Origin of the sequence: uncultured Umboniibacter sp. (assembly GCF_947497555.1) — a bacterium.
Taxonomy (GTDB): domain Bacteria; phylum Pseudomonadota; class Gammaproteobacteria; order Pseudomonadales; family DSM-25080; genus Umboniibacter.
Map to the genome: position 1 here is coordinate 1 of NZ_CANMGY010000001.1, position 20,247 is coordinate 20,247.

Annotated in this window: 15 protein-coding genes; 4 read left to right on the top strand and 11 right to left on the bottom strand. The window is 47.7% G+C overall.

The window, feature by feature from the left end:
• Window positions 1-304 precede the first annotated feature (304 nt).
• On the top strand, window positions 305-712 hold the full coding sequence (locus tag Q0698_RS00005) for a hypothetical protein (protein ID WP_298632504.1): 408 nt from the start codon (window positions 305-307) through the stop codon (window positions 710-712).
• A 156-nt stretch (window positions 713-868) separates the two neighbouring features.
• Here the strand turns inward: Q0698_RS00005 and Q0698_RS00010 are convergent, their stop codons facing one another.
• The 10 genes from Q0698_RS00010 to Q0698_RS00055 all read right to left on the bottom strand — a co-directional run bounded on the left by Q0698_RS00010 (window position 869) and on the right by Q0698_RS00055 (window position 13,650).
• Complete coding sequence (locus Q0698_RS00010; RefSeq protein WP_298632506.1) at window positions 869-4,024, bottom strand: type I restriction endonuclease subunit R; 3,156 nt, start codon at window positions 4,022-4,024, stop codon at window positions 869-871.
• The gene (locus Q0698_RS00015) at window positions 4,021-5,091 is read right to left on the bottom strand and encodes a DUF4917 family protein (RefSeq protein WP_298632508.1); all 1,071 of its coding nucleotides are present in this window, start codon (window positions 5,089-5,091) and stop codon (window positions 4,021-4,023) included. Before Q0698_RS00015 ends, Q0698_RS00010 begins: the two co-directional genes overlap by 4 nt.
• Window positions 5,084-6,496 (bottom strand): restriction endonuclease subunit S, encoded by a 1,413-nt coding sequence (locus tag Q0698_RS00020; protein WP_298632510.1) that lies wholly within the window; start codon window positions 6,494-6,496, stop codon window positions 5,084-5,086. Before Q0698_RS00020 ends, Q0698_RS00015 begins: the two co-directional genes overlap by 8 nt.
• Window positions 6,489-8,180, bottom strand: a complete 1,692-nt coding sequence (locus tag Q0698_RS00025; protein ID WP_298632512.1) for a class I SAM-dependent DNA methyltransferase — start codon at window positions 8,178-8,180, stop codon at window positions 6,489-6,491. The genes Q0698_RS00020 and Q0698_RS00025 overlap by 8 nt, the downstream gene beginning before the upstream one ends.
• Window positions 8,181-8,247: 67 nt before the next feature.
• On the bottom strand, window positions 8,248-9,204 hold the full coding sequence (locus tag Q0698_RS00030; RefSeq protein ID WP_298632513.1) for a DUF5655 domain-containing protein: 957 nt from the start codon (window positions 9,202-9,204) through the stop codon (window positions 8,248-8,250).
• A gap of 72 nt (window positions 9,205-9,276) precedes the next feature.
• A complete protein-coding gene (locus tag Q0698_RS00035; protein ID WP_298632514.1) occupies window positions 9,277-10,242 on the bottom strand; it encodes an HNH endonuclease signature motif containing protein in 966 nt (321 codons plus the stop codon).
• Window positions 10,239-10,760, bottom strand: coding sequence for a hypothetical protein (locus Q0698_RS00040; RefSeq protein ID WP_298632515.1), 522 nt, complete (start codon window positions 10,758-10,760; stop codon window positions 10,239-10,241). The genes Q0698_RS00035 and Q0698_RS00040 overlap by 4 nt, the downstream gene beginning before the upstream one ends.
• Before the next feature lie 3 nt (window positions 10,761-10,763).
• Window positions 10,764-12,509 carry a methyltransferase domain-containing protein gene (locus tag Q0698_RS00045; RefSeq protein ID WP_298632518.1) on the bottom strand — a complete coding sequence of 582 codons (1,746 nt, stop codon included), beginning with the start codon at window positions 12,507-12,509 and terminating at the stop codon, window positions 10,764-10,766.
• A 182-nt stretch (window positions 12,510-12,691) separates the two neighbouring features.
• Window positions 12,692-13,309 carry a hypothetical protein gene (locus Q0698_RS00050; protein WP_298632520.1) on the bottom strand — a complete coding sequence of 206 codons (618 nt, stop codon included), beginning with the start codon at window positions 13,307-13,309 and terminating at the stop codon, window positions 12,692-12,694.
• Entirely contained in the window at window positions 13,306-13,650 is a 345-nt protein-coding gene (locus tag Q0698_RS00055) for a PadR family transcriptional regulator (protein ID WP_298632522.1), read from the bottom strand. Before Q0698_RS00055 ends, Q0698_RS00050 begins: the two co-directional genes overlap by 4 nt.
• 245 nt (window positions 13,651-13,895) lie before the next feature.
• Between Q0698_RS00055 and Q0698_RS00060 the strand changes: the two genes are divergently transcribed.
• Window positions 13,896-15,311: an alpha/beta fold hydrolase gene (locus Q0698_RS00060; RefSeq protein WP_298632524.1), complete on the top strand. Its 1,416-nt coding sequence runs from the start codon at window positions 13,896-13,898 to the stop codon at window positions 15,309-15,311.
• A gap of 23 nt (window positions 15,312-15,334) precedes the next feature.
• Here the strand turns inward: Q0698_RS00060 and Q0698_RS00065 are convergent, their stop codons facing one another.
• Window positions 15,335-17,515, bottom strand: coding sequence for a S9 family peptidase (locus tag Q0698_RS00065; RefSeq protein WP_298632526.1), 2,181 nt, complete (start codon window positions 17,513-17,515; stop codon window positions 15,335-15,337).
• 317 nt (window positions 17,516-17,832) lie between these two features.
• Between Q0698_RS00065 and Q0698_RS00070 the strand changes: the two genes are divergently transcribed.
• Window positions 17,833-18,495 carry a HEPN domain-containing protein gene (locus tag Q0698_RS00070; RefSeq protein ID WP_298632527.1) on the top strand — a complete coding sequence of 221 codons (663 nt, stop codon included), beginning with the start codon at window positions 17,833-17,835 and terminating at the stop codon, window positions 18,493-18,495.
• Between the two features lie 5 nt (window positions 18,496-18,500).
• Complete coding sequence (locus Q0698_RS00075) at window positions 18,501-19,391, top strand: prenyltransferase (RefSeq protein WP_298632529.1); 891 nt, start codon at window positions 18,501-18,503, stop codon at window positions 19,389-19,391.
• Window positions 19,392-20,247: the final 856 nt, after the last annotated feature.

Sequence of the window (20,247 nt, forward strand, 5' to 3'; positions counted from 1 at the left end):
ATCGGATGTCGCCGAAGGCTTTCGAAACCGATTATTTTAAGCGCCTAGAAGGTGTCTAGAAAACTCAGGCCTTATCACACTTCTATGGTTCTTAATTTACCATAAAAAGTGTCTAGAGTTCTCAGGCCTTATCATACGAATTGAGCATTATCATGGGTTAGTAACACATACATATAATGGTGTTTGGGATTATATCCTTCATGAGTGGACTTGTTTTTATAAGCTGCAATCAATTTATGCTTTAGCAAAACATTCTGTTCCACAATACTTCTTCAACAAGAAAGCCTTGCAACTTCCAAGGAGAATGAAGGTTTTAGAAAGTATTATTGCTAAACAATCAGAAGAACCTCATAAATCATTTTCATCTCTTGATCTAATGAGTTACATGTATTCAATTAGGTGGTATTTACATCCACAGAAAACAGAGCTTCGAAAAAAGATGGATTTGTATTTATCTTCTTTCGTTTCATCTGGAGAGTTGGAAAATCACGGTGGTAGCTTTGACTTTATAATTACTGGTAAAGCTATTGCTACCTTAGAGCAGTACCAAATTGAGACAGCGAGAGCAAAGTACGCTAAGTCTGCAAACTCTTGGATGCTCATACTTACAGCTATATTGGCTTTCTTCGCTGCTTTCCAATCTGGTTTAATTAAATCACCAGTCTGGATTGACCTTGGTAAAATTTGGGAGTGGTTATCATCGTACATGTAACTGGCCTTTCCCCTGAATTAGCACTACCCCACAATCAGCTCAGCCCTACATAACCAGGGCCAATTAGATGAAAAATCTGTAGCCCATCTACTCGATAATCAACACCTAACAAGCCATAAAACTTGCCTAGTATGCCGAACAAAACATCGCAGATTCCTAAACCGTCCAGCTCTCACTTAACGCCTCAGCCTGCTTTAAACACAACGCGATAGCCTCATCCGCTCTATCCGGTGGGTACTTCCATCTCCGAAGTGCTCTCCGTACTAAATTACGTAGTTTAGCCCTCACACTATCCCTTACCTGCCAGTCAACCGTAGTGCTCTTTTTAAGCTGCGCGGTAACATATTTAGCTAATTCGCGGAGGTTATTGTCGCCGAGCTCTTTTACCGCTGACTCATTTTTTATCAATGCGCGATAAAATGCGATCTCATCTGGGTTTAGTCCTGACTGCTTTGCAAGCTCAGCGTCATCGGCCATGTCCTTAGCCATCTGAATAAGTTCTTCGATGACCTGTGCGGTCTCTATGGCTCGGTTATGGTACTTCCGTAGAGTCTCTAAAATACGATCAGAATATTTTTTTTCCGATACCACATCAGTCTTCATACGGGCTTTAATTTCGTCCCGCAATAGCCGTTCGAGTAGGTCGACTGCTAAGTTCTTTTCTTCTAGGTTGGCTACATCTTCAAGGAACTCAGGTGAGAGTAGCCCTACATTCGGCTTTTCGAGTCCTACTAAGCTAAATATGTCATCCACGCCTTCGGCAACTATGGCGTTATCGATAATTTGTTTAAGCGCAGAATTCTTCTCTTCGTCAGTGCGGCGCTTATCTACAGAGGTAAACTTCGTAATCGCGTTCTTAACCGCATCGAAGAAAGCAATCTCAGTGCCCAGAGCCTTGGCCTCGTCCATGGTGCTACTGAGAGTATAGGCGGTGCGAATCTTAGCCATAATATCGAGGAAGCGTTTCTTACCATCAAGTTCACCGGATCCGGAGTTTTGCAGCCCTAATATATGATTCATTACCCCTGGCAGCAGATGCAAGGCATTGGTCTTGTATGCACTGTAATCACAGCCATGCATTAAACCGCGTAGCTTATCAATATTCTCGAGCAGGATAGCGAAGGCTTCGGCGGTATCAATCGTAGGCTTTCCCTTCCCCTGTGAGCTGGTATAGGTTTTGAGAGCGGCTTTCAGCTCATTCGCAATACCGATGTAGTCAACTACTAGGCCGCCGGGTTTGTCTTTAAAGACACGGTTAACACGGGCGATCGCCTGCATTAGGTTATGCCCCTTCATGGGCTTATCGATATACATCGTGTGACAATTAGGCGCATCAAAACCGGTTAGCCACATATCCCGTACGATAACTAATTGCAGTGGATCATTGACATCTTTGAAGCGCTTTTCGAACAGCTTTTTGGTGTCTTTGTTATAAATGTGTGGCTGAAGCTTCTGCTTATCGGAGGCGGAGCCCGTCATCACAACCTTAATCGCGCCCTTAGTTGGATCAGGATCATCCCAGTCTGGGCGGACAGTCGTAATTGCATTGTAGAGGTCAACACAGATTTCACGGCTCATACCAACAATCATCGCCTTACCCGGCATAGTGCTAATCCGAGCTTCGAAATGGGCCACCAGGTCCTGCGCTACCTGTGCCACACGAGGCTCACTGCCTACTAACTTCTCTAATGCAGCCCATTGAGACTTCGTTTTTTCTCGTTCAGCAACGTCCTCTTCATCTTCAATTACCTCTTCAACTTCATCGTTGAGGCTCTCGATAGCTGCCGCGTTAATATCGAGTTTCGCGAGTCGGGATTCATAGTAAATGGGAACGGTGGCTCCATCCTCAACCGCATCTTGAATATCGTAGATAGAGACATAATCACCAAAAACGGCGCGCGTATCTTTATCCGCTGAATCGATAGGGGTACCGGTAAAACCAATAAAACTGGCCTGCGGGAGTGCATCTCGCATGTGCTTCGAGTAACCGAACGTATACTTTCCCGTTTTCTGATTAAACTTTGCCTTGTCGCCATACTGACTGCGATGCGCCTCATCACTGACCACCACTATGTTATGGCGAGCGCTTAGGACTGGGTGAGCCGTTTCTTCAGCTAATAACGCAAATTTTTGTACCGTGGTGAAGACAATGCCGCCGGACTGTCTAGACGCTAGAATATCGCGAAGATCATCACGATCACTGGCTTGCACCGGCGTTTGCTTCAGGGTCTCAGCTGCCATTCCAAAAGTATTATATAGCTGCCCATCTAGATCGTTACGGTCCGTGACCACGACGATGGTTGGGTTGTTCATTTCAGGCTGCGCGAGCAACTTTGCTGCATAGCACACCATTGATATTGATTTACCGGAGCCCTGGGTATGCCATACCACTCCCGCTTTACCTGAGCCGGGTTCGACGTTGTTCGCCCAGTTTGCTCTGGGTTCATTAACCTCATGGTTCGACGAAGCAATAACCGTTGCTTTGACCGCTTCGCGCACTGCATGAAACTGGTGGTAGCTAGCAATTTTCTTAATTATCGTATCGCCGTCTTGCTCGAAAAGGATAAAGTGGCGAATGTAATCTAAGAACAACGAGGGCTTAAAGAAGCCCTTGACCAACGTTTCTAGAAAGTACTCAAACTGCGGTTTATCATGTTCGTCATCAACCACACGCCATGGAACGAATCTTTCTTTATTTGCAGTTAACGAACCAACGCGCGCGTTAAGCCCATCACTAATGACTAGCGCTTGGTTAAAGATGAAAAGATCGCTAATTTCATCTTTGTAGGTTTGCAACTGCTGGTAGGCTGACCAAATATCTGCGTTATTGTCGGCAGGGTTCTTTAGCTCCAACACAGCCATAGGTAGGCCATTGATGAAGACAATCACATCGGGCCGGCGGTTACCCTTGCTTCCGGTAATGGTGTATTGGTTTACGACTAGAAACTGGTTGTTGCTGGTATTGGCAAAGTCGATGAGCTGAACATAGCTCGTTTTACTTTCACCCTTATCTTTGTACTCAACCTTTACACCTTCGATCAACAGTTGATGAAAAGCTTTGTTGTTTTTAATAAGAATAGGGGTTTCGGCTTTAGTAACCTGGATTGCGACTTGCTCTAACGTAGCCAACGGGATTTTAGGGTTAATTATCTGCAAGCTACTAAGCAACCGATCGTGCAACACGATTTGGCGGTAATCGGCACGTTCTGGCGCTTCGCTGTCGGGCGCGATGTCGTAACCGCAGATGTAGTCGTAGCCGGTGGTTTTAAACCAATCGAGGCAAAGTTGTTCTAGTTGGTCTTCGGTGATCATGTTTTTTCTCCAGCTAGCTGCTGAACATCATCTGCAATAGCCTTATCTTGCTTCTTTTTTTCTCCTTTATAGTCTTTGGTGGGGTTGTTCCAGCAGCCTTCACTGTGGGCATCAAAGAACACCAGATCATCTAATGTCAAGTGTTCTAGCTTCATCTCTATATTTCCACAAAGTACTTGATCATCACCGTAAATTGCTACGGCAATCTTTTTTACGGAGGATTTGGCTACTTGTTCGATAATGTGTTCGTCTTGATCTCCAAAACTCCAACCATAAATAACCAATGTATCCTCAAGAGAAGGCAATACTTCAAAGAAAACGCGCTCAAAATAGTTACAGCTCGATATAGCATCCCTTTTATTTTCCTTCGTTCCTTCACAAACAAATGCTGGAGCTAAACTATTTCTTTCCCATTTATCTAAGATCGACTCTAAAAGATTACTATCCGTACCTGCTTGAATTTTTCTTTCTCCAGAAAACCCTTCACGGCGTAAAACGAGATTTCCATGTGGGTAAAAATACAAGGTTGATCCAACTGCTTTGCCATAGGGAGCCTTCACTGTTCGCCAGTCAGGCCTGAACTCTGAATTTAGAAAACAATCCTTAAACCAATTTCCCAAGTGGCGATTGCCGTATTGAGCCGCCCAGTAAACAATCAAGTCATAATTTAAAGAAATGACGTAATCAAACTCCTGCATGAACTTAAATATGTGTTCCAAGTGCTCGCGCGCATCATCATAGCTAACATGGGTATATCTAACTGTTGAAATCAAAGCTTTTCGGACTTTTTCATAGGCATTCTCAACTTCGCCGCTCGGAATTCCTAATGCCTCATTAACCAACTTAGCTTGCCATAAACGGCGCAAGACATGCTCAAAATCATTAACAAAAAACTTATCAAACACAGCCTGAACATCAGTTGTCAAATACCCAAGTTCAACAGCCTTGTCATATAGTGACTGATAGTTAAAACAATCATTAACAGCGATACTTGCACCGTTCCCTAATAGTAGACTGCCTTTATGATAATTTTCTTTGATGTCATTCCATTGGTTTATTTCAGCCATGTAAAACTTCCTTGTCTTCATTACCAATCGCTAAATCACCAGAAAGTAGTTTCGGCAGCAAAGCATCCCGTAGTTCCACAAGAGTTTTATTCTCGTTGCTAGACATCTTCTGGAGATATGGCATCGCAAAATCATAAAAGTGTTTGTTCAATTCGACAGACGGAACAACAACCAGCTCTTTTCCCAAGAAGACTTTCGTCTGGAAGTTACTAATTCCTGTACTCGTATTTTGATAGAGCCAAGTTTTTCCTTCGTCATAAATTTTTTGCAGATGAAGGCCGAGGATTAACCCTACTTCAGACTCTACTGGTCTAAAGAGCCTACAAAAACTGGCTGGTTCTAAGTCAGCATTCAGTCTGCTAATAATCTCTTGCGTTAAATATAAAGAGCGCCCTGTAGGCTGCGTTGGACTACCTCCCGAGACCTCAATAACAATATCACCTGCTTCCAGCTTTCTTGTTGCTAATTTCTTTGCCGTAACATATCGAGTTGGGACTCTGTCATCCGAACCAGCATGAACATTAGGCAAATCTGTACCACGTAAGATCTTTACTTTCTCGGTATGTTTTTCATCGGGCTCTTCTTTACCCCAGTCCCCTCCAATAGTTTTAGATAGTAGCTCACCGAACGGCTTTGCTGCCCACCCCTCCGGTATCTCACCCAACTCCGAATCAACCAACGCATCAGGAAACTGCGCAGCGGTTGCTTTAAGCTCTTCTTGTTGCTCTGGGCTAAGTTGATCTAGTTCGGCGAGTGACTTGCCGCTGATGGCAGCCATTGCAGCGCGCTCGGGGTCTTGGCCCGCTTGTTTGGCGGCGATTTTGGCGCGGGTGGGCTCGAAATCGACAAACCAGCTTTTAAAGATGGCTTGGGCGATGTGTTCGAGGGTTTGGTTGGTTTGGCGGTTGAGCTCGATTTTGTCGTCTATCTTTTTTAAGAACGCACCAATTTCTTTTCTTTTCTCTTTATCAGGAAAACTATACTCGAATTCAACAAGAGACTGCCAAGGAACCCTCTGCCGCCCAGACGTTCCTTCCATTCGTGCTTGAGCATAACTTCTGAACTCCGGTAGGCGTGCCAAGTAGTAGACATAATCTTCATCATAATCTGGTTCTTTAGCTGCCATCACTATGAATTCAGTAGAGCCACTTGCAGCCACACCTTCTGGCAAACCAGATACTTTTGCTGTTTTCCCATTTTCTAGACATGGAGTTATTCTTGCAAAAAGTGTATCTCCATTTACAAATTTTGAGCCACTCCCCTTAAACTCTCGCTCACCTATTTCGCTAATATCCCGGCTATCAACTGGCAGCGCAGCCATGTCAACAAATGGTGCAATTTCACCTTTTTTAACGACCCGTTTGGGATTAAAGTCAACTATGTCAGTTATTTTAATATCAGACATCGAAACCCAACCCCGCCAAGTTCTTTTTAATCTCGGTTTCTAAACGATCCGATTCTTCAAACTGAGTCTTTAGCTGGTTGGTTAACCGTGCCATCTTCTCAGCAAAGGGCTCGCCATCGTCTTCTTCGGCGGCTGCGCCTACATAACGGCCCGGGGTGAGCACGTAGTCGTGCTTTTGCAGCTGTTCTAATTCAGCACTCTTACAGAATCCCGCAACGTCTTCGTATGGTTTTTCATCAGAGCCGCCTGTTTGCCAGTTATGAAAAGTTTCGGTGACTTGGTTTAAGTCATCTGGAGTGAAGTCGCGTAGCACACGGTCTTTCATGTAACCGAGGTTACGAGCGTCGATAAAGAGTATCTCGCCCTTGCGATTACGGAATTTTCGCCCTGCAGCACTTGCTCGCTCGCCCTTATTTTTTGTTAAAAACCAGATACAGGCGGGTATCTGTGTATTGGTAAACAACTGACCGGGTAAGGCGACCATACATTCGACCAAGTCTTCTTCGATGAGTTTTTGACGAATTGCGCCTTCGTTATTGGTGTTAGAACTCATTGAGCCATTCGCCAACAACAAACCTAAGCTGCCATTGGGTGCTGTGTGGTGCAGCATGTGCTGTAGCCACGCAAAGTTGGCGTTGCCTGACGGTGGGCGGCCATATTGCCAGCGTGGATCGTCGTCGCTGACGCCTGCGTCCCACTCTTTCATGTTGAAGGGCGGGTTCGCCATGACAAAGTCGGCGCGCAGATCGGGATGCTGGTCGTTGGTATAGGTACTGGCGGGCTCTTTACCAAAGTTAAAGTCGATGCCTCGAATCGCCATATTCATAGCTGCTAGCTGCCATGTAGTATGGTTGTACTCTTGCCCATAGATACTTACCTCGCCAATCTTACCTTGGTGCTCGCTGATAAAGTGCTCAGACTGTACAAAGAAGCCTCCACTACCCATGGCTGGGTCGTACACTCGCCCTTTAAAGGGTTCTAGCATCTGTACTATTAGGCTTACGATTGATTTGGGGGTATAGAACTGACCACCCTTTTTACCCTCGGCTAGCGCAAACTCGCCCAGCATGTATTCATATACATGGCCCAGAATGTCTTTTGAGTTAAGCGATGCATGGTTAAAGGGTATGGTGGCGATGAGATCGATCAACTCCCCCAATTTGGCTTGGTCTATTTGCAGGCGAGTGTATTGCTTGTTTAACACGCCCTTAAGCTTCGGGTTGTCGGCTTCGATGGCTTCGAGTGCATTGTCAATTAGGTGCCCAACCGAGCTGACTTTGATAGTTTGGCCAGCGCCAATGGGCAGATCAGCGCCACCAATTACGGTTTTGTTGTTATCTTGCAGAAATTTCCAGCGTGCTTGATGCGGCACCCAGAATGTATTGGTTTCTAGGTAGTAGTCGCGCACCTCTAGTTCGGCGGCAATTTCGGCTAGGTATTCTGGGTCGTTGTGGCCACCAAAGTCTTCTGCGTCTAGATAGTATTCGTGGGAGCTGTCTTTAAGCTGGGCTTCGAGCTGCGCTTTGCGAATATCAAAGGCGTCTGAGACGTATTTTAGAAAGACTAGGCCTAGTACGGTGTGTTTGTATTGCGCGGCATCGAGGGTTGAGCGCAGCTTATCGGCGGCGTTCCAAAGCTTCTTTTCAAGATCGCTTAGGTATTGTTGTTCGTCGGTGGCTACCATCTTTAAATTCCTATTCTGTTAGTCGTCGCAGACATTTTTGGCTTGCTGCAACGGAACTTGGCTTTCGCTAATCGAAAGACTTATATTTTTGATCAAATATATTCATTATGTCTTCAAGTTGGTTTGGGGCTTTAAAATCAACCTGATAAACACTGCCTTTATCTCCAGACTTCCAAGTCCAAGATCGCTCGTTTAATAGTTGCTTTGGGTCGTCAGCGTTAAAAAATCCCTTCGAGGTTGAGCCATCACTCTTTAAGTTCCCTCGCAAGAACTCCAGATTCAAGTATGATTTTCTAAAGTGAACGAATGAAACGGTTTTTGAGCCACGCTTCACGGCGACATAACTGGCTGTCGCATGTAAGTCGATGTCACCATATTCTTCAATCTGATCTAACAATGCCTGCCATAAGGGTAAGGTGCTAGCTGATAGTTTACTGAGATGTTCATCCAGCTCATGCACCTTCACCTCTGAAGAGACTTCGGAAATGGTTGATTTGGACCCGATAGGCGAAAGACTACTGATGCTTTCTTTGGAACTTGCGGAGATAGATTCCAAACCAATAATGCCGCCTTCGTAGCGTTTGATTTCATAAAGTTCGAAGGGAACATCTTTAAAATTAACACTGTTACGCTGGTAGGCGTTGAATGAGGGGGAGATAAAGATGACTCGAGTTGAGGACCAATCAACATCCTTTTTCTTAAGCGAGTCAGTCATTCGTTCGTTGTAGTCCAAAATGAACTCAGCCTTATTATTAAGCATTACCGAAAGATAAGAGTACCCCTGATCAACAACGGAATAGCTACTACCTTTCTTGTACTCAATTATCACAAAGGATTTGTTTGCTGGATCATAGGCGAGCGTATCTAAACGAAATGATCCTATGGAATACTCCGATGCCACAAACTCAAGGTCAAATAAAGACTGTAAGTTACTCTCTACGAGCTGCTGTATCTCCTGCTCCAACTTGAATGGTTCTGAGGATATTGGCTCGAGTTGACCGCTATTTATACTGTATAAATCCATGAACGTTTCTTACCTTCTAATTCAGTTCAGCTGACACCAATGATCCGCTAGTTTTACCAGATATCCGAATAGCTATCCCAGGAAAATGAACTCTCGGTGAAAATCCAAATAATTATTTTGCTGGGCCGTGAATGTTCCTACGGAATAATCAGCGCTTGGCGGCACTCCCATCTTTTTCAATGATGCATGGTGTGCTACTTCTGCTACAAGCACTTTCCCGTTTTCATCAAAGCTAATGAAGCCCTTGTCAAAAAGATGATCCACTGAGGGCGTTAGCATTAAGCCATTCTCGGGATCGAGGCGTTCATCATTGTCACCATCTCGCCAAGGCTTGATGTGACTGGCGATCAGGTGCTCGAAACGGTCGACTCGCGTTATCCGACAGGACTTCTCTATTTTACTGAGGTCACGGCGGTATTTTCCTTGTCCCCGGCGCGATGCCACCAGCGCTAAACGCGTTGTTTCATTATTCTCGCTTTGTTCTATCTGAGTCTCAATGTGATCTTCCCAAACTTGCTGCTCACGCTGTACAAAATAGTGCGCCGCCTGTTCATTGACTTCGTTAGCGTGATTAATAATCTCGCTCGCCATAGCTCCGGCTTTGGTAGCGAGAAATTGTGCCAACGACTCGCTAATTTTAAATAAGTAGGCCTGATTACCATTTCCGTCGGGTTTAAGTGGAGCGTGCTTCTCTGCAAGCAAAGGCTGTACATACTCGTTGTAATCGCGTGGTCTAAACGACTGAGTTAGCTCTTTAAAGCCCACATCTATTCGCCACCCGGCACTATTCCAATTGTCACCAGCGGCACCAAATTCAGTAGGCTTGGGAAACTCGTAACAATATGTACGTGCAATACCAACCGCTTTGATGTGACCGTCCGCGAAGGAAAACACAACGTCCCCAGGCCTAATTTTGGTCATTAAATCGTAGGAATGGTTTCTTTGGCCGTGTTTCTGGCGTTTGGGTGACCACATGTATTCACCCGGTACTTCATGACGATAGGTTTGCTTTTGGTTGACCCACCAGAAGTTTTTCATTCAGTAGCCTCCTGTTCAGCAGCAATTCTCAACGCCTCATATTCTTCACACACTCGCTGCCTATTCGCCACTCGGCTCGGATCACCTGCGGCTGCAGCAATAGCCGCATTACAACTTACCTTCGCCTGCTCAAGCTCTGTGAGTTCGTCTGCTAGCGCGATTTCCGCAACTAGGGGCTGGTAACGGTTGGCTGCACGGCAATACATTCGCGCCATTCGTTGAGCGAAGATGGAGTTGTGGTTCACGACGGCCATTTCCTCACAAACGGCTTTAAAGAAGCGCTTGGCTGACTTGGTACAGTTCGCTCTAGCTAGAACAGTAGACTGTACATGCTCGCAGACGGACGCATCTACGATGTTCCAGCGAAAGTGACGGAAAGTTAGTAGCTCTTCCTCATATTCAATACGCACTGAGCTCTCAATAAAGTTGCCCTGTTCAACAATATAGTTCCCTGGATACTTAGCCAGATCGGCAAGCGTACTAATATAGTTCGCTGCAAGCACAGACATAATAGCCATCGTCTAACCCCACTCCCTCACCAACAACCTATCCTTCACCCCACGCACCTGAACGGTCATCGCCTCATACACCTCATCAAAGCTATTCACATCCGCTCCAAGGCCCGGTAACGCCATAGCGCTCTGAACCATAAAGGTATCCCTATTGGCATCATCGCCCCAGGCATCATTCCACCAGTTTAAAACGCGTTCACGCGCCTTCGCTAGGGTCGCCTGACTCGGCACTTTATCGCCCTTATTCAGGTTTTCCTTAGCGCTTGAAGGTAATAGATTCCAGAGGTCATTACTCGGCCAATGGGCAAAGGGAACACAGTGGTCCATGTGATAGCTGTCACCTAGTTTCTTGCCACTCCAAACGGACTGGATTTCGTAGCCATCGCTGCGTAACTGCTGTGCTCGCTTTCGCGCATAGGAGGTATCGTGGTTGTCATCAATCCACGCTAAGGAGGCAAGGTAATGCTCATGGCTTAACTTGCGCTCCTGATTCAGCGGATAGCTCTTCATAAGCGCTACCCACTGATTAATGATTAGCGGCTCAATCCAGCTACCGAATAGCTTGAAGCACTGCCATAGGGATTCATCCAGAATGAATTCGCCAAAGCTTTCGAAGTAGCTTTTATCAAGTACTAACGTGGACGCCTTTAGAGGTGATTGTTTGCGTACTTCGAACAGGTAATTGGTCTTCTCTTTGTGCCACAGATGTTTGACAGGCATAGCTTTAATGGTGGTGGCACTATCGGACAACATCTTCGAAACCGCTTTAGCTTCGTTACCTAGGAATACCGCTCCTATGTGTAAATCATCCGCTTGTAAGTGACTTAACTCTTCCCAGGCTTCTTTAACAAAACCTAAGCCACGCTGTGTGTTAGTCGCTTGCTGAATACCCCAGTGACACCTATCAACGCTATCCGCGTTGGTAGGCTTTTGAATTGGGAACTGGAGTAATTTCTTGTACTGCTTCGCCCAGTAGAAGGCAACTAGACCCAGAGGCAGTGCAACCTTGCCCTCTGACTTATCTACCACACAGCCCGAATGCGCCTCAGCAATACGAACTAAGGATCGTAGCAGTGCCAGTTTGTAGGTGGCCGATTTACTGTCGTTTACCAACGCATGACGAACCTTGAGCAAATCACCCGAACCATCATCCGGCAGCTCCAACACCACCGTCTCCCACCAAACCCCCTCACGCTGCTGCTGATCATCATCGCTCGCAACGGCGGTGACCAAGAGCCCATGATAACGAGATAACTGCTCCAGTTCCGCCACACTCACCCCATGGGAAACACGGCCATCACTAAACTCACCATGGCGAAGAGTGATTACTAACTTACCCCTAGGCGCAAGCAGATTAGTGAGTTTACGAAAGGCACGCTGACGTTCACTCTTGGGTACGTGCATCCACACGGCACTCAATAGAATCAGATCAAAGCGGATACCCAGCTGATGGCTAGTTGCTAAGGCAGGAAGGGAATCATTAAGCCAGGTAACGGGAGAAGACGGGTTTTCGGCAGCCGTATGCAGTTGGCCTATTTTACGCATGGCCTCAATAGGCTCTGCGGCATACACCTCAGCCCCTAAGCTTGCCAGCCATCTAGCATCGCGCCCGGTACCCGCACCCACATCCAACACCTTAAGGTGGCTGTTAGGCGCTGGCCAATAGGTTTGCCAGCTAGCGTGAACCTGTTCTGGGGACATGGTGTTGTATTGCCCTGCCAGGTCACTCGCGTTGTGTTGATAGAAGTCACTCAAACTACGTCAATTCCCTTTTTAGGTAGTTTTTATGTTGTTAATTAGTTTGGCACAGCTTGGCGTAAGTTCCCAGTACTTGATAGGTCAACTTGCTTCATCATTACCTACCCTTTTAGGTAGCCCCAAATTACACGCAAAAAAAACCACCCATTTGGGTGGCTCTTCATAACACTACTCAGTAACTAGGCTTTGAACTTGGTAATCACCAAGCCCAACACCTTATTCAGCAACCAATAGCCTGTTAAACCTGCTACCAAACCAATTAAGCTAAACCACTGCGGCAACCATTGGGTAGCGCCGGGTTGCGCTTCGAAGGACAGTGCCATATCACCACTTGGATACAGCCACACTCCCACGTCCGGATTAACCAGGTGCATCGCTGACATAATTAAGACCATGATCACCCAAAAGTAGCCAAAGCCAAGCACTAGCGTCGTAAACCCTTGCACCGCACCCTTGCCGGCACCGTTCCTCAGGCTCTTCAAAATGGCAAATGGGTTACCCTTGGACACCTTCTGATTCAGCAAAATATCTTCAATGAGCGGAGCTAAGTATTCATCCGGCGAACCCAACCGACTTATCGCGTCAATCAACTTCTCCTCTTCACTGGGTGCAACCTCACCCTCCGCCAACGCCGGGGCAAAGCTGAAGGCCGAGTCGTAGAGGTGACTCAGAATCTCCATGCGAATATCTTCACGTTCACTCTCGGGAAGCGGCTTCAATTTATGCACTAGCTCGCGATCAAAATTACGCCAAACCTGCTGTGCAGTGTTGCTGTTGATGGGAAAAGCCGTATTCATGATTGCATTACCATATTAAGAATTGAGTTGTGAGTCTGGGTCCACGTAGTTTTCATCTTGCCGAGCGTCTCTTTACCAAGCTCGGTGATCTCATAGTACTTACGCGGCGATCCCACCTCGGCCGTTTTCCACTCCGACGTGACTAAACCATCCCGTTTTAAACGGTTAAGCAACGGATACAAAGTGCCCTCTGCCACCTCAATGGAGGTGAGCTTCTTAATCTCCACGGCAAGTTCGTAACCGTAAATATCACCTTGCTGTAGCTTCAGCAGAATGATGAATTCCAACAGCCCCTTACGAAACTGCGGCACCCATCTATCTATAATTTGTTCGGACTCCATGGTTGGAATTCCCTTCATTGACTCGCTATTTATACATAGTATTAAACTGTACATCGGGTTGCAATTCTATTATCGAAAAATAACAAAAAACCGGATTTAAGAGCTCTCAAGCTCCTATAAACCAATGGAACAGCACATTCAGCTCAATTTTACACATCGCAATAAATCATACCTTGTATTGCTATGTATGATTCTTTTGTTGTAGGGTACCTAGCAATACAAGGTAACTAACACAGGAAATTGTTATGAAATGCACACTTAATACATTCGCTAAACTATTGGCAGCCGCCACGCTTAGCTGCAGCGCTATCGCTCAAACTACGATTCAAGATATTCAAGGGTCTTGGCTAGGTGCCATGGCCATCCCAGATGGCCCCACCCTCAACATCGGCATTGAGGTATTTCAAAAGGCCGACGGTAGCTGGGGCGGTAATGTAGCAAGCCTAGATCAGGGCGTTCGCTATATGCCCGTTGCCACGGTGGCGGTTGAAGCCAACACCTTTCATCTTCAGCTAGCCGGCGCGCCCATCACGGTTGTGGGTGAAGTCAGTGCGGATCAGCAACACATCAGTGCCGACTTCAACCAGGGCAGCAGTGCCTTTGAGTTAGAGTTAGACAAAGTTCCTGCGCTACCGGAAGTAGAGCGCCCACAAACGCCTAGCCATAGCGAAGACTATCTGAACCAAGCGGTCCGCTATCACAACGTCCAGGACGACGTGTGGTTATCGGGAACAATGACTTTACCCCAAGGCAGCGCCAAGCATCCTGCGATTATGCTCATTGCGGGGTCGGGTCCTAATCACCGCGATTCCTACTTCGGGGGTCATCGACCGTTTGCTGTCATCGCCGATTATTTAACGCGTCAGGGCTACATTGTGCTGCGTTCGGATAAGCGCGGGATCTACAAATCGAGTGGTGATTTTCAAACGGCTACGCTCGCTGACTTTGTGGCAGACGCCGAGGCAGCGCTACAATTCCTCACGGCTCATCCGCGCGTTGATGCCGACAATATCATCCTCTTGGGGCACAGCGAGGGCAGCCTGGTATCGGTGATGGCAGCATCAGCGCAACCGGTTCAGGGGATCATCTCACTCGCTGGACCCGGTATGTCCGTATTAGACATTCTATTACTTCAGGATCAAACCGAGCCTGCCGCCAAGGGTGCTACGCAGGCCGAGACGGACATCCTGCTTGGTTTCAGCCAGCGTTTTTATCAGATGATCCTCGCCACGCCCTCCGGTGAAGCGCGCAAGCAAAAGGCCTTAGCCATGTATGAAGGTTTAGCGGGAACCGAAGCCGAGGTAGTGGGCCGCTGGGTGAATACCAACTCGGGCACTCTTAGTATTGGGGCGGCAGAAAGCGATTCACTCTATGAACTACTACAGCAAAACCCACTTCCCTACTGGCAGCAGTTTACTGGTGAAGCGCTGATCCTGAATGGATCCAAGGATTCTCAAGTTCCGGCCGAGCCGAACGTGGCGGGTATTGTTGCGGCCATCAACCCAGCTCAGGCACATGTTGAAAGCGAGATTATCAGTGGCTTGAACCACATGTTTCAAACAGCTGAAACCGGCGCCAATGATGAATACGCTTCCATAGAGCAGACGATTAGCCCAGCAGTACTCAGCAAGATTTCTCAGTGGTTGGCGGCGCGCTTTTAAGCTGCGCCGCAATACAATTTAAGCTACTGCGCAATACCGTGCGACATCAAGATGAAGGTATATTCCTCCGCACGATCGCGAAGTCGGCCGTAGCGTCCGCTATTAGCAAAGTGACCCGCGCCCATGTTCATCCGCATCATCAACAGGTTATCGTCGGTTTTGTAGTGACGCATTGCCGCCGTCCATTTCGCCGGCTCCCAGTAGGTCACCCGTGGATCATTCAAACCACCAGTAACCAACATTGATGGGTACTCACGTGCGGTAATATTATCGTAGGGCGAGTAGCTCTGAAGCAGCTCAAAGGCAGCCTTATCTTCAATCGGGTTACCCCACTCACTCCACTCAGGGGGTGTGAGTGGCAAGGTTGCATCCAACATAGTGTTGAGCACATCCACAAACGGTACGCCCAGTACCACCCCACTCCACAACTCCGGAGCTTGAATCGTTACCGCACCCATTAGCTCGCCGCCGGCTGACCGGCCCGAGGCGCTGATGTTTCCTGCGCTGGTGTAATTCAGCTCAACCAGACTATTCGCCACATCAACGAAATCGTTGAAGGTGTTAGTTCGTTGCTCCAGCTTGCCGTCGAGATACCATTGATAGCCCATTTCATCGCCGCCGCGAACGTGTGCTAACGCGTAAATCACTCCGCGATCAACCAATGACAAGTTAACACTGGAAAAACGCGGCGACATGCCCGAGCCATAGGCTCCGTAACCGTATAGGTGCAGCGGGTTACTGCCGTCTAACTCAGTGCCTTTGAGGTACACCATGGTCACCGGCACTTGCGCACCGTCGCGGGCGGTAATCATCACGCGCTGAGTATCGTAACGGGTTTTGTCGTATCCCGAGGGAATATTCGTGACCTTGCGCGTCTCAAGCACTTGCTCCGCTACGGCGTAATCGTAAACGGTTGACGGCGTAATCATCGAGCTATAGCTCAAGCGAAGATGGCTTTGAGTAAACTCGGGATTGTTGCCAATGGAGGCCGTAAACACTTGCTCAGGAAATGCCACCTGGTGTAATTCGCCGTTGTAGCTAAGCACGGTAATTTGCTCTAAGCCCTCAACGGATTCCTTCACGGCAACAAAATCATTAAAGGTTTGCATGCTTCTTAGGTATACCGAGTCACTCCCTGCCCGAACGGTTTCCCATTCGGCGTAACTTGGGTTTTGGTCATCTACCTTCGCTAAGCGGAAGTTCACGTGCTGGTCATTGGCCAAGATCCAAAACTTGCCGTGGGCATGATCAACGGAGTACGAGAAGCCCTCATCGCGTGACGCGAACAACCTAGGCTCAGCACTTAGATCCGTTTGTGACAGCGCGAAATACTCGGAAACGGTACCCATGCCCGATCCCAACAGCAGGTACTCGCCATCGGACGTCGAACCGAAGCCAAGGAAGAAGCTGTCGTCGTCTTCGGCCAGCAATACGCTGCTTTCATTGGTGTTCAGGTTATAGCGGTTGATTGATTCGGTGCGCCATTTACCCTCTTCCAGTGCACCGTACACCAACGAACCGTCTTTCATAAATTCGGCGCCGCCGTTGGTATCCGTAATGGTGTCATCAAGGTACTCGCCAGTACTAATGTCTTTGACCTTAACGGTATAGCGTTCATCGCCCGAGGTATCGAACGAATAAGCAATGTAACGGTTATCCTTTGAAATGCTGTAGCCACCTAGCACGAAGTACTCGTGAGATGCGGCCAGCTCAGGCTGATCAAGGATGACTTCCGGCTCAGCCTCGGGATCGCTTAAGTCTTTACGTAGGTAGGTACGATACTCATCGCCCTCTTCGAATACCCACGAGTACTCAAAGCCGTTGGACACCCAGGGCACGGACGATTCAGACTCATCGATGCGCCCTTTAAACTCGTCAAAGAGCGTATCCGACAGCGCGGTGTTCGCACTTAACCAGCTTTGAAAGTAGGCATTTTCTTCGTTGAGATAACCGAGTACATCCTGATCATCTACCGTGGGATAGTCCTGATCGCGAATCCAGTTCCATGGGTCGGATACGGTAATGCCATGATGAGTGAATTCATGCTCACGCATCTCAGCCGAAGGCGGATTGGGTAGCTCGGTTAACAAGCTGTTCGAGTGGTTGTGACTCGGTGCAGCCGCCTTGTCATTTGACGTGCAAGCACTTACCAACACCACGGCGCCTAAGGCCAGAGCAATTGGTTTAATACCAAAATTTTTCATAGCAATTCCCGTTTATTAGTTTTCACCCTTTTGGGGTGTGCACCGTTGGTGCAGTGATCAAGAGTTAGATTAGCCTGACTGAATGGGTTTGTACACGGGGGGTTAGTCACCCTACCTTGTCATGTTAAGTCCTCGTGAAAAAGCAGGGATTCGTTTAGTCGGGTAACGCAACTACCCGAACTGGTAGTTTGTGAGCTTGCTTTGCCCCTACCCTTTTAGGTAGTAAGTAAACCCTATTCGCCAAATTCCTCACCAACTAATGACCACGCAGCAATTGGCAGGTACACTTTATAAAAGCATTTCAAAGGGCGATGAAAATGGATTTTCCAACCTACGAACTACTCAAAGAATATCAGCGTGATCACCGCGATAGCTTCAATCAGGATATTGGCCTGCGTATTCATCGCGCCCTAAGTTGGCTGCATCGCTCCCTGCACGAGCAGGATGATCTGGACGCCCAGTTTGTATTCCTCTGGATTGCCTTTAATTCCGCCTACGCCTACAACAGCACCTCGGAGTATCGGGTCACCGAGACCGAACAATTCTCCGGCTTCATCAGTCGTCTAGTGGGCCACGACAGCCATCAGTTGCTCCACCGCGTGCTCTGGACACACTACCCCAATGCCATTCGGGTGCTGTTGGGCAATAAGTTTGTGTTTCGCCCCTTTTGGGAGGCACAGATGGGTGAGCCCATGGAAACCGGCTGGTTGGAACAATTCGAGCGAGCAAACCAAGCCGCGAATACGGCGCTAGGTCGGCAGGACGCAGCCACCGTATTGCAGATTGTGATGACGAGGCTCTATACCCTGCGCAATCAGATCCTCCACGGTGGTGCCACCTGGAACAGCGCCGTGAACCGAGATCAACTTCGCGACGCCTGCGCACTCCTTAGTGAGCTGGTGCCCTGTGTCATCTCCATTATGATGTCCCACGCCGGTGAGGTATGGGGCCCCGCCCACTATCCGGTTATTGAGGGTTAAGCTTCATGACGATTGCCACCGTAGTACAAACCTTTCGGCCACCATTTTTAGTGTTAACGCCCATCTGTGTATTTTTAGGTGTTAGCACCGCCTCCGCTAGCGGCGCTACCCTCAACACCCTGCAAGTGGCGCTAATACTACTGGGCTGCCTCTGCGCTCATATGAGTGTGAACGCCCTAAATGAATACCATGACTTTAAGAGTGGCTTGGACTTACAAACACAGCGCACTCCGTTTAGTGGTGGCAGTGGCGCATTACCTAGCAACCCCGAAGCGGCATCAATCGTATTGGCGTCCGGCGTAGCCTGCCTGGCTATAACCTTAGTCATCGGCGTTTATTTTGCGCTAACGGCTGCCATGCAAACCCTCGCCGTTACGGCCGTAGCTGCCGTGTTAGTACTTACTTATACCACCATTTTAAACCGGCTACCGTGGTTCTGCTTAGTTGCCCCAGGCTTGGGTTTTGGGGTGTTGATGGTGGTGGGAACTCACTGGGTGTTAGCGGGTGAAGCAAACGCTTTGGTGTGGTGGCTGAGCTTGATTCCCGTCCTGCTGTTAAACAACCTGCTACTCATAAACCAATACCCTGACATTACTGCGGACCGAGCCTCGGGACGAGCCACCTTCCCTATTCGCTATGGAGTTGAAGTCAGTAATCGGGTGTTCGCGATCTTCAGCCTGAGCGCAGCGAGTTTAGTGGTGGCGCTGGTAAGTCTGCAGCTTATCCCACCCCTGGCAGTGATTAGCCTTGTACCCATTGGCTTAACGCTTATTACCTATCGCGGGGTTCTGAAATTGGGTGCGGAGATTGACTCTCAGCCACAACTGATGGCAGCCAATGTCATAGCGGCTAATGTGACGCCGCTATGCTTGGCGGTAAGTATTGCCTGGGGTTAACAGGCTTTAGGCTAAGGCTAAGGCTAAGGCTAAGGCGATGCATTAGACTTGATTAAGCTTGCATTGACATCATGATGACAAACACTGCCATGGCTACCGAGATCTGAGTCTGACGATCCATACCCTTACTTTTACATCTGTTGATTAGCTTCATAATTTTCATAACTTCATCCTTTTCATAACACTATGGTAGGCCTTATGGCCGTTTTAATGCCCTTTTGTGTTAGGCATGTATTACATTATGTAAAGAATACCTTACATGTCAAGTAAACATTACATAATGTCGTGGATATATTACAAACGGCTGTGCTCTAGCGGTGAAACCAAGCGGTACATCAGGCTACAGAATGAATGAACGAAAAACAACCAAACTATAACTAAGAGCGGCTTCTACGGTGCCCCGCGCACGGTAGCGCTGATGGCCGAGTATAGCTTTTAACATAGCCTTCCCTTAAAGGTGTATTCCTATTGCCCCTCTTTTAGAGGGGCTTTTTTATCTAGCTGTTTGGGGGAGAGACAAACTAGGCCTATTGAAATCATGATGATAGTCCTTGTTACGCATTTCGCAGAAACACGAGCGCCCTCGACCCTGATGACAAAAAGCACACCTAAAAGTGCTATTAATTTCCTATAAAAATATTCAATTTGAGTCCTACAGAGAATTAGATACTCTTGGACGAGAGAGGAGTTTCATTCGAAGAAATACTGTTCTTTTTGGGAAATGGTGGCTACTAGATGATCTGGAACACCGGAACTCAGACAGTTATGCAAACCGGCAGGTGTTCATCGTAGCCATGAGTGATTATGTGTATTACGGACCCTATGTAGAAACTCAGGACGAGATCTTTTTGAAGAC